General features: G+C 47.5%; 8 protein-coding genes. 5 read left to right on the forward strand and 3 right to left on the reverse strand.

Features of this window, described 5'->3' with window-relative positions:
- The 3 genes from V7Z69_RS07380 to V7Z69_RS07390 all read left to right on the forward strand — a co-directional run.
- Positions 1 to 222: DUF1847 domain-containing protein (locus V7Z69_RS07380; protein ID WP_334139395.1), on the forward strand; the 222-nt coding region annotated here is incomplete at its 5' end.
- Positions 219 to 1,394: a pyridoxal-phosphate-dependent aminotransferase family protein gene (locus tag V7Z69_RS07385; protein ID WP_334139397.1), complete on the forward strand. Its 1,176-nt coding sequence runs from the start codon at positions 219 to 221 to the stop codon at positions 1,392 to 1,394. The genes V7Z69_RS07380 and V7Z69_RS07385, both read left to right, overlap by 4 nt.
- A gap of 104 nt (positions 1,395 to 1,498) precedes the next feature.
- Positions 1,499 to 2,542, forward strand: a complete 1,044-nt coding sequence (locus V7Z69_RS07390) for an AI-2E family transporter (RefSeq protein WP_334139398.1) — start codon at positions 1,499 to 1,501, stop codon at positions 2,540 to 2,542.
- A 1-nt stretch (position 2,543) separates the two neighbouring features.
- Here the strand turns inward: V7Z69_RS07390 and V7Z69_RS07395 are convergent, their stop codons facing one another.
- Both V7Z69_RS07395 and V7Z69_RS07400 read right to left on the reverse strand, forming a co-directional pair.
- Positions 2,544 to 4,484, reverse strand: coding sequence for an ABC-F family ATP-binding cassette domain-containing protein (locus tag V7Z69_RS07395; RefSeq protein WP_334139400.1), 1,941 nt, complete (start codon positions 4,482 to 4,484; stop codon positions 2,544 to 2,546).
- 30 nt (positions 4,485 to 4,514) lie between these two features.
- A complete protein-coding gene (locus tag V7Z69_RS07400) occupies positions 4,515 to 5,066 on the reverse strand; it encodes a nitroreductase family protein (protein WP_014162657.1) in 552 nt (183 codons plus the stop codon).
- A gap of 85 nt (positions 5,067 to 5,151) precedes the next feature.
- Between V7Z69_RS07400 and V7Z69_RS07405 the strand changes: the two genes are divergently transcribed.
- On the forward strand, positions 5,152 to 6,036 hold the full coding sequence (locus tag V7Z69_RS07405) for a diacylglycerol/polyprenol kinase family protein (protein WP_334139402.1): 885 nt from the start codon (positions 5,152 to 5,154) through the stop codon (positions 6,034 to 6,036).
- On the opposite strand, the gene V7Z69_RS07410 is transcribed toward V7Z69_RS07405, so the two are convergent.
- Positions 6,010 to 10,479 (reverse strand): acyl-CoA dehydratase activase-related protein, encoded by a 4,470-nt coding sequence (locus V7Z69_RS07410; RefSeq protein WP_334139403.1) that lies wholly within the window; start codon positions 10,477 to 10,479, stop codon positions 6,010 to 6,012. The genes V7Z69_RS07405 and V7Z69_RS07410 overlap by 27 nt on opposite strands.
- A 126-nt stretch (positions 10,480 to 10,605) precedes the next feature.
- Here V7Z69_RS07410 and V7Z69_RS07415 point away from each other — a divergent pair.
- A partial coding sequence (locus V7Z69_RS07415; protein WP_334139405.1) for a M17 family peptidase N-terminal domain-containing protein occupies positions 10,606 to 11,018 on the forward strand: 413 nt, incomplete at its 3' end.

The raw sequence follows: 11,018 nt of genomic DNA on the forward strand, positions 1-11,018 counted from the left end.
AGAGTTCTTGAGGAAGAAGGGTGCCAGTTGTTGGTGGTAATGGGATTGTGTGTTGGGCATGACTCCATTTTTTACAGGCACGCAAAAGCGCCTGTTACGACCTTATTGGTAAAGGACAGGAAGTTGGGACACAATCCAGCAGCAGCTATTTATTGCAGGTATATAAGGAACAATTTGAATTACAATCCCAAAGAAAGACGTCAGGAGGAGGGAGAAGCATGAACATAAGCAGTCCGAGGAAAGTGCCAGAAAAACTTTTGTTGGGGCCGGGGCCCACGCCTGTGGAGCAGAGGGTCCTTCAGGCTTTGGCTCAGCCCACATTGGGACATCTTGACAAGAATTTTGTGGCCATAATGGACGAAACCAGGGAGCTTCTGCGCTACGTGTTTCAGACAAAGAATGAACTTACGGTAGCTATGCCTGGTACGGGAAGTGCAGGCATGGAGACAGCTTGTGTGAACATGATCGAGCGAGGAGACAAGGTCATAATTTGTGAGCACGGTATATTTGGAACCAGGATGCACGACGTTGCTGAACGGTGCGGTGCGGAAGTGGTTTCCGTAACTGCCCCCATGGGTAAGCCCATTGATCCGGAGGACGTAAGAAGGGCTATAAAAGCCAACCCAGACGCCGTTGTGGTAGGGATCGTTCATGCAGAAACTTCAACAGGAGTCCTGCAGCCACTGGACGAGATTGCTTCATATTCCCATGATGCAGGAATGTACATGCTTGTCGATGCCGTTACCTCTCTGGGAGGCATGGAAGTCCCTGTAGACAGGTTGGGGTTGGATATGGTCTATAGTGGTAGCCAAAAGTGCTTGGCATGCCCACCTGGACTTGCTCCTGTAACGGTCAGTCCCAGGGCGACCGAGCGGATAAAGAATAGAAAGACGAAAGTGCAGAGCTGGTACCTGGACCTTACCATGATAATGAGGTATTGGGGACAGGAGCGGTTCTATCACCACACGGCCCCGGTCAACATGATTTATGCCTTGAACGAAGCCTTGCGCATAATTGCTGAGGAAGGGCTAGAAAATAGGTTCGCTCGCCACAGAAGAAATGCTGAGGCCTTATGGGCTGGGTTGGAGGCCATGGGGCTCAAGCTCCTTGTGGATTATGAATACCGCTTGCCCAGCTTGACGTCCATCGTGGTTCCTGAAGGGGTGGACGAGGCTATGGTTCGAAGACAGCTCATGGAGGAGTACAATATAGAGATAGGAGCTGGCCTCGGAGAGCTAAAAGGCAAGATCATAAGGGTAGGATTGATGGGAAGCGGTTCCAACAAGAAGAACATAGAGCTTTTCCTCGTAGCCCTTGGAAACGTGCTGAGAAAGCAAGGGTTTAAATCGGACATCTCTTCGGCCTTGGAGGCAGTAGAAGAGGTCTTGGCGTGAGGGCGTGAGCTTCTAGGCGATAAAACGGGGTTGGCAAGGATGCTTTTTTCCCTTGCCAACCCTCATTAGATGAGATTGTAAACGTAGAGTTGGGGGAGTTACACATGAGAGACGATAGGTTGTCCCAGTTTTTTTTAGCCATTTTGGGCGTGGTGGCCTTAGGGTTCGTTCTGAAGGTGGCCAAAGGTGTGATTCTCCCCCTGGTTGTGGCTTGGCTTCTTTATTTTATTTTTGCTCCCGTGGTAAGGGTAATGGCTAAGAGGAAAATACCCACTTTCATAAGCACAACCGTAGTGCTTATGGTTTTCATCGGCGTGTGCTTCGGTGGGGCCTTGTTCCTCAACGGAAGGGTCCAAGCATTGATCGAGGCCTTTCCCAGGTATCAGGCCAGGTTTGCCGAGCTCCTTATAGAGTACTCTCAGAGTTATAACTTGCCCAAGTACGTGGTCTCCAACATTGATCCTGGACCAATGATAGGCAAGTACCTTTTATCTTTGTCCACCTTCTTTGTGGGGTTTGTCAGTAACTTGATATTGGTCGTAATATTTCTTGTGTTTCTCCTTTCCAGTGCCCCTTACTTTGAGCGCAAAATAGAAATGGCGTTTTCCAAGAAACACAGCAGGAAGGTAATCCACTTGCTGCACACCATATCGCTTCAGATAGGTCGTTACCTTGCCCTTCAGTTTATGATAAGCGCCATAACGGGAGTTTTAGTCTGGTTGGCCCTGAAAAGCATAGGGGTGGATTTCTCTATAACATGGGGTGCCTTGGCTTTTGTCTTGAATTTCATACCTACTATAGGCTCCATAGTGGCATCAGTTCCTCCAGTGGTGTTGAGCTTTGTGCAGTTTCATCCACAAATGGCACCCGTGGTTATAACAGCACTGGCCCTCTTTGGGATTCAGCAGGTAATGGGAAACCTGATAGCTCCCAAGATAATGGGAGAGAACCTCAATTTAAGCCCCATAGTGATATTGCTTTCCTTGTTGTTCTGGGGATGGCTTTGGGGCGTTACCGGAGCTATATTGTCCATCCCCATTGCCAGCGCCATCAAGATTATCTGCGAGAACGTGGAACAGCTAAAGTTCATTGGCGTACTTATGGGGTCCTCTCGTTACATGGGCAAAAGGCCTGACTCAAGGTTGTGAATTAGTTAGACGTTTCCAGCTGCAGGAGTTTATCAGTCAAATCTTCCCATATTTCGTACAAGGAGGAAAGTTTCTGTTCTATTTCGTTTCTTTCGACCATCAAGGAAGATATTCTTGAAGAGTTGGAAAGGATCTCTTCAGAGCACAAAAGGGTATCTATCTCATCTTTGCGGCTTTCAAGTAGGGTTATCTCTTCTTCCACGGGATCTATCTTTTTTTGTATGCTTTGCTTTTTGCGATAGAGTTCGTTCCTTCGTATGGCCTCCAGGCGTTTCTTTTCTGCCCTCGAGGTTGCTTTATCTATTGTAGTGGCAGTTTTTTTGTTCAGCGAAGTGTTTTTTATAAGATCTTTCCTTTCGCGGGCTTTCTCCAGGAAATAAGTTATGTTGCCCTGATAGTTATGGCACTTTCCGTCTTTTACCTCTATAACTCTGTCAACTATCTCATCCAAGAACCATCTGTCGTGGGATATTATGACCACCGTTTGTCGGCAATTTTTGATGGCATCCTGAAGGATCTCTCTAGTAGATATGTCCAGGTGGTTAGTGGGCTCGTCAAGTATGATGAAATTGGCTTCTCCCAACAGTAGCTTCAAAAGGGCAAGTCGCGATTTCTCCCCTCCAGAGAGGCAAGATATCTTTTTGTCTATCTCTTCCCCGCTGAAGAGGAAGGCTCCCAGCAGGTTTTTTCTTTCTTGATCTGAAGCTTTTGATGGGGTGCTTCTTATTTCCTCCCATACGGTTTTCTCCGATGATAAGTTGGCAGCAGATTCTTGAGAGTAGAAGCCTATCTTGACGTTGTGCCCCCAGTTTACGGACCCTTCAGAAGGGGTTTCTCGCCCGGACATGAGCCGTGCCAGGGTCGATTTGCCTGCGCCGTTGACTCCCACTACGGCAATTTTCTCTCCCCTCTGGATCTCCAGGTCCACTTCCTCCAAAACGGAAAGAGAGCCGTATCGCTTGGATACCTTCTCCATTTTCAGCACGTTGAGACCGCTTCTAGGGCATTCTGGGAACTTTATCACCGGACCACTTATTTCCTTTGGCGTCGTTGCCACGACCAAGTTCTCCAGCCTTTTCAACCTGCTCTGTACCTGGGATGCCTTGGTGGCCTTGTATCTGAATCTGTCGGCGAACGCCAAAATTTGTTGCCTTTCTCTTTCGATCTTGATCGCTTCTTTTTGTTCCATTGTTTCCTGCTTTGCTTTCTCTTTAACGTAAAAAGAGTAGTTGCCGCTATAGGTTTTGATCTTTCCGTTGCGCAACTCTGCGGTTTTATTGGTGACAGAATCCAAAAAGTGCCTGTCGTGGGAGATTAGTATTATGGTTCCCTTGAAACTCTCGAGGTGTTGTTCGACCCACTGGGTGCTCTCTATATCCAGGTGGTTTGTGGGTTCATCTAGCAGGAGGACCTGAGGTTCCTCAAGCAACAGGGAAGCAAGGAGAATTCGCATTTTCCATCCTCCTGAGAACTCAAGGCAGCTTCTTTCGTGGTCTTTATCTGCAAATCCCAAGCCCGCTAGAATTTTCAAAGCCTTGGCCTCAAAGGAGTATCCTTCCTTGATAGAGAACTCTTCTCGTTTCTTTTCGTAGGCCATCAGCGTACTTTTGGAGGTATCACCCTCTGCTATCTTCTCTTCCAGCTGGCGCAGTTCTTTTTCCAGTCGTTCTATTCCGTGGCGTTTCTTTAGGAACTCCATTATCGTAAGGTCTTCAAGGTCCACAAATTCCTGAGGCAGGTATCCAATAGTCATGTTTGGAGACATCTCTATCGTGCCCTTGTCGGGAAATATGTCGCCTGTGATCATCCTTAGCAGGGTTGTTTTACCTGTCCCATTCTTTCCGATGAGGCCGAACCTCGAGCCAGGAGGTATGGCCCAGTTGAGATCGCTGTAAAGTTCCTTGCCGCCAAGGCTTAGATATACGGAGTTGAAGGAAATCATTACGCTATCACCTTTGCTGTTTGAGGTTGATTATTTCGAAGGACTTTCTATGTACGACCGCACCTCTTCAAGAGGAAGCCTATCTTTGCGGCCTCCCATTGGACCCTTAGGATATCCTACAGCTATCATCAAGGTGGGCTTTAGGTTTTTAGGTAGATTGAGTATCTTTACTACGGCTTTCGAGTTGAACCAGCCCAAAAGACAGGTCCCCAGGTCTTCTTCCGCTGCCGCAAGTTGGAAGTGGTCGCACGCTATCCCAATATCAATCAGGCCAAAGTCCACGCCTTGGAATAGTCCTCCCACCTTTGGGGCGACTTTCGTGGTCCTTTTGGCAACGACCACGAGGACTGGAGCTTCCTTGGCAAAGGAATTCATGGAATATATGCCAGAGAAGGCCCTCTCTGAAAGTTCGCTTCTCAGTGGCTCCTTGTCGCATATAAAAAATTGCCAAGGCTGGGCATTGCAGGCAGAAGGGGCAAGCCGTGCCGCCTCTAAACACTTGTCCAGTATGGTTCTATCCACTGGAGTTGAAAGAAAGGACCTTATGCTTTTACGTTTCAGGACCAAGTCGATAAAACCCATGTTGCTTCCTCCACTTCTTGGAGCTCATATTTTGAGGCCTGAAAAGATATAATAACAAAAAGGAACTTGAAGGGAAAGAAAACTTATGAGACGTTACATATTGCCGGGTTCCAAGGATGCCATCTTCGCAGTGGGTGCTCTTTTAGTTTTAGGCTTGCTCCTTCGAAATGCGGCTTCTGTGATTTTGTTCTTGACCTTGATGCTCATTTTTGGAGGTGCACCTCTAGTTGCTTTTCTTCTGTCATGTCTAATCGCTTACCCTGCCTCAGGGCAATTGGGCCTAATAGGAGTTTTTGGTGCTGTGGCGTTGATGGTTTTGGCTTTAGAGCCCCTTAGGGCTTTGTTCCTTGAGGAAATGGAGCGCATCAAAGAGCGCATGGGGATTTTCCTCTACAGAAGGAAACTATACAGGCTGTTGGGGTTGGTTTTCCCTCTCGTCATATTTCCCGTGTTTGGTCTCTTTTCTTATAGGTACGTCTTGGTGACGATGGCTTCCATATCCCTCGGTTCAGAGCTTCTGAGAAACTACAGCTTCCGTTTCAATGAGGCCTTTTGCAGATTTTTCTCAAAGGTAAGCAAAGAGGAGGAAAGTCACTTCGTAACGGGAACAACCATGTACCTGACCGCTGGAGCTCTTGCTTCCTTTTTCCCCGAGCCGATTGGCCCTCTTTCCCTTATCATAGTAACCCTTGGAGATGCCTGGGCTGTCATGGTTGGATCCAAATGGGGAAGAAGAACCATAAGAGGAAAAAAGACCCTTGAAGGCACCGCGGCCTGCTTTTTTGCCTGCATTTTCACGTCTTTCGCTTTTGGCTCCCTTGAGGTCTTTGGTGGACTTAGTATGGTGGGGTTGGGTGTAGGTGCTGTAATTTCTTCTTTAGCGGAGCTTTTGACGCCTGGGAGGTATGACAACTTCATCATGACCTTGGCTGCAGCATTTGGGCTATGGGTTGGTCAATTGTGCTCTTAGGTAGCAACTTTCCCTAAAGGAGGCTATTTCGGCTTCCAGGTTTGGGTTTGGTGATTCCCCGAAGAATGCGTTTATTACAGGAATTACTTCTTCCCTGTTTCCTTTTTGAAACTCCTTTATCATCGCCCGAATCTTTGCGCTCGATATTCCCTCTTGCATACACGTAAAGGGCCCTACGTGGAATATACCGCATATGGGAGGTTTATGGCTACTCAGGCGCCCCTTTATAAACTCGTTGAATATGCCTATGGATAGGGCAGATTCTCCCATGATATCGGAATGATATACCTCTTCTGCTTCTATCCTGGATAGGATCTCCCTTGGAGATGAGAGCACGTGTCTTTCCTTTAAGTAACTTTGGATAGTCCTTTTGAATTTTCCGTTGGCGAATCTCATGTAGGCTTCTGCTAACAGGTTCAGTGGTTTTCTTCCTTTCTCCCATGCTAGGAACGTTACGTATTCCAGCCACTCATGAACGGGACTTCTCACCAGCTCCAGCCCTTCCTCCTCAAGCCTTTCCACTATGTTACCTGTGTATGGGTCGTGCTGACGCATGTATATCTCTCCTACGTAGAGTACCAAGGGGAAGCGCTCTTTTTGTTTCCTAGGGAACTCCGCCATGGTTTCCCCTGTCTCTACCAGCCACTGACAGATGTTTATGCCTGAAGTTCTTCCCGCTAGGATATCCTTGAGGGAATTAAACCTTTGGAGGCTAAGTTCGTTGAAGGCCTCTTTGTCTTTGGCATATGGCCGGAACCTCAATATGAGATCATCAAATAAGTCAGATACCAGGATCGCATCGTATATGTCGGCTGCTAACCGTAATCCATCGAATGGATTGAGGTTCAGGCCCAGTTCGTCGAAGTCTAAGTATCCCCTTGACGAGCTGGGAGATACTATGGGAATCTCTCCTAAGCCAACTTGCCTGAGTATGAGTTTTAGTACTTCTGAATATTTACCAAAGCGGCAGGGACCGCTGGTGGTGGGAAGAAAAATCAGGTATTCATCTTGCACTTTTCGTGGGCCTTTTTCTGCCTCGAGTTTTAAGAGAGTAGCCATGATGTCTCCAACGACCCCTCTCAAGGGGAAACAGGTCTCCATGGATATAAACTTACCCGCGGTTTCGAGGGATTCGGGAGTGTTTGTGGGTACTACTGCGGCTTTGATGCCCCACTTTTCAGCAGCGGCTGCAGCAAGAGAGCTTACCTTCCCCATGTATGGTATTAGCCATGTTCTGTCAGTGCCTTTTGTTACCTTGGTTCCTTTGAAGGTGAACAAAAGGGAAGTCCTTTGTTTTTGTGACTTTCTGTCGGAGTTGAAGTGAAGGGAAACCACTCTGTGGTGAGCTTCAGCCCGAGTAGAGAAGGGGGCGTTATTTACTTGAGCGTCGGTCATCAAGTGAAGAAAGGGCTTTGAGCTAGTTTTAAATATTTCGCTCTCCATCATGAATTTTATGGAATCAGGTCCGCAGGCAAAGTTCATGAGCCTTATGGGGTAGAGATTGTGTGTTTGAGATGTGTATATGCTCGCTTTAAGTATTTCGGCACTCTGAGCCCAGTATTCATTTTCCACCAGCTTGTCTATATCAATGTCTTTATACTTGTGTCTCAGGAAAGGCTGAGGAATGTAATGCATGCCCCTCACTTGGGTAAAAAGGTGACCCGAGTTTGATGATGCTTCTGGGTCCAGTAGCACATAGTCCCTTCCCAACCCTACATATCCCGGTTCTTTGTCGCTTGCCAAGGATGAAAGGAATCGGTCTCCTGCCTTTGCCAGGTCCTCCATGAAGGCTTCAACTTTTTGATTTGCATGATCTATGGCTTCTTTGATTTGTTTCTCTGAATACGAAAGTCCAATGGCTTTCATCGCTCGAGCTATTTCTTGAGCTAAGGGACCTTTTTGTCCCAAATGGAGTATGGGCATGACCAACCTGCTTTTGTCGATGCCCAAGGCGTCCTTCAATACGAAGTTTTCAGCCTCTGTGTATATGCAGAACATCCTTTTGTTTCCTTTTTCGTCGATCTCATCTATGAAAGAGGGCATGAAAAGGTAGTCTATGCTGGGGTTCATTGTCAGCAGCGCAGCATGCCCTGCGGATATTTTCATTGCGATGCAATATTCCGTTGGGGCAAAGCGGGTTCCAAGCTCGGTGATTTTATGGTCCGAAACAGGTGTCAGTACTGGAGTGAAACCCAGCTGCTTCAGCATGGCGGAGAAAAATACGCTTCTTTTGCCAAGCATGAGGCCGCATCGCCTGATGCCAATGGTGGGTGAATTTACCTTTTCTTTACCTATGTTTTGGAACAATACACCGTCAAAATGCTTCTCTAGGAGGTTGTGAAAAAGCACCACATAATCTTTTTTAGGTTTTTCCGAGACGTCGCTATTGCCCCTAGGACAAAAGCCTCCGCTAATGATCTCTTCTCCTGACACTTGGAATATCTTCAGAGTGCAATTTCGCACTCCGCAGGAACTTTTCCCCCATCTTTCGAGGCATGTTTTTTCTTCATACTTGAAGGTTTCATCTGCCAGGTTCCATCCACGAAAGGCGGAACGAACCGGTAAGCCTTTCTCCCTTAGTTCGATGACCTTGTCTCTGACCCATAAAGCTGCACCGTATGCACCAAAAAGTTCCCTTCCGGGGTATGCGTGAATTTCTTTGCCTGTTACCTGCGCCATGGCGGCTAGAAAGGCCTTGCCCAGGGAAGGGCCGCCTTGGCAGGAGCACTTGTGCCCCACGTGCCTTGAGCCTCCTACGAATTTATGGAAGTAACTTTCAGCAGTGGCCCGAACTATAGCTGCGGCTATTTCCTCCTGGGGGAAGTTCTCGGCGATCAAACGTTGTTCTTCTATTTCCATGAAAACGCCGCAGGTGGCGTCTATAATTGGGGTTTTGGATGCCGAAAGGGCCTTTTCCTGGAGGGAGGATTTGACGTCCAATCCCAGGATCTCTGCCATGTTTTCCAGTGTTTGGCCGGCTCCTGCCTGGCACGAATAGTTCATCTTCGCTTCTTCCACCTCGTCAAGGGGGCCATAGGGTCCCCTTTTGAAGGTGGTGAACTTCATGTCTTGTCCACCTATCTCGAAGATCGTGTCTATGTCTTTATCGTGGTGTCGTATCCCTATGGCGTGACAGGTTATCTCGTCCACTGCAGCGTCGGGAACTTGAAACCCTTCTCTTTCAAATCTATTGCGCGCGGCCCTGCTGGATAGTACGCTCTCAAAAAGTTTCCTGGCCGACCCCGTGGTGCATATCCCCATCACCTTGTAAAGCTCTTTGTTGCGTGAAAAGTGCTTTATTATCCTTTTGAGGGCCCCTAGGGGATCTCCGTGGGTTGGAAGGTAAAGGCTGTCCAGGATTTTGCCATCCTTCAAAGATACCACCACGGCCTTTGTGGTCGTAGAGCCCCCATCTACCCCTATTACCACCTCTGGATCAGATGAAAGAAGTATAGCTTCTTTTGCTCCATTCCTCGAATCATCGTAAACGTAAACCTTCTCCAAGTAGTCTTTCAATGGTGGGGCGTATTTCCTGTTTCTTTTGGCTTCATAAAGGGCTCGGTCTATGTCCGTTGAGGTTAGCACGTATAACCTGTTTTTCTCTATGCTCATTGAGGCAGCTCCTATGGCCGCAACTTGCAGATGGTGTTTGCAGGTGGTTATTCGAAGTCCTGTGATTTTCTCTATCTGGTCGACTATGGGCCTTATCCGCGCTAGTCCGCCCGAGATTATTGTCTTTGCATCCTTTTCTAGCTGGCGAGGGCCGATTACGTCCTGGGCAAAGTTGAACGCTACTGTTTTGAAAAGCTTTGCTATCAAGGCGGCTTTCGGCATACCTTCGTTTTGGTCATGTATCATATCTGACTGGATGACCACCCCACATCGAGCCCTGTAGGGTTTGGCATCAGGGTATGAAGTTGCTTCCTCTACAGCTTCTGCAAATAAAGCTTCTAATGTTTGATCGTGTTGGTTGGATGAGTTAGCTTTACAGTAGAGGCGTCGTACCTGTTTTTCCACTAAGGTGCCTGATCCTCCACCACACTTGGTGTTGGTGTTGCTTTCCAATAGGACGGTTTTTCCCATCACTTTCCCGAAACTGAAAAAGTAAGAATCCTTTGCACCAAGGTGAAAAGCATAGCGAGGGTTTTCTTCTAACATGGAGATACCTTTGGGGATGGTCACACTGTCGTACTCGTAAAATACCTGTGGCGTAGTTTCCGCTATTGTTTTGGCCCCTATGCCAGTTAAAGCTGTGCCTACAATTTGGAATTCAGCTTCCAGTGCCCTTATCTGAGGCAAAATAACATTCTTAAGGGTCTCCAAGGGGCGCCCCAAATGGGGATGAGGATTGGAACACCACAGGACTTCTTTAGTGTTCAAGTCCAAACCTCCGCAATGGATAGAGGAGGAGCCTACATCAATGCCTATCACAATTTTTTTCATGAGGACCTCTCCTGCAAATTGCCTTGGAAGACTCTTGTATGTGTTTTATTATATACTGTTTGCATGGTAAGGAATACCATAGTTAATTTGTACATAAAAAATTTTTTATGTGGGGGGGTATTTGAAGTGGACATTAAGGCATATATGGGTTCTGCATCTGAATGGTCTGGAGATGCTCTTGCTGTCTTCGTTAGCGAGGAAGACCTCGGGGATTTTCGGTTCCTTGGAGAAGATATAGCCAACCTAATCAGTTGGAGGGTTTCAGAATCCTCCTTCAAGGCTCAGAAGGATACGACCCTGTGGACATGTCTTTTTGACAAAAGAGTAAAACATGTCTTTGTCGTTGGTTTGGGCAAGGAGTCCCAATTTCAGTTGGATGACTTTCGGCGGGCGGCAGCTCTGGTAGTAAAGCAGGCTACCAAGGAGCGCTGCAGGGACGTTCTTATGGTTTCTGCAAGAGACAGCCTGAGGGGCGTCCACCAGGCCATGGTTGAAGGAGCTGTATTGGGAAGTTATAAGTTCTCCAAGTATAAAACCAA

Source organism: Thermovirga lienii (genome assembly GCF_036847465.1).
GTDB classification, from domain to species: domain Bacteria; phylum Synergistota; class Synergistia; order Synergistales; family Thermovirgaceae; genus Thermovirga; species Thermovirga lienii.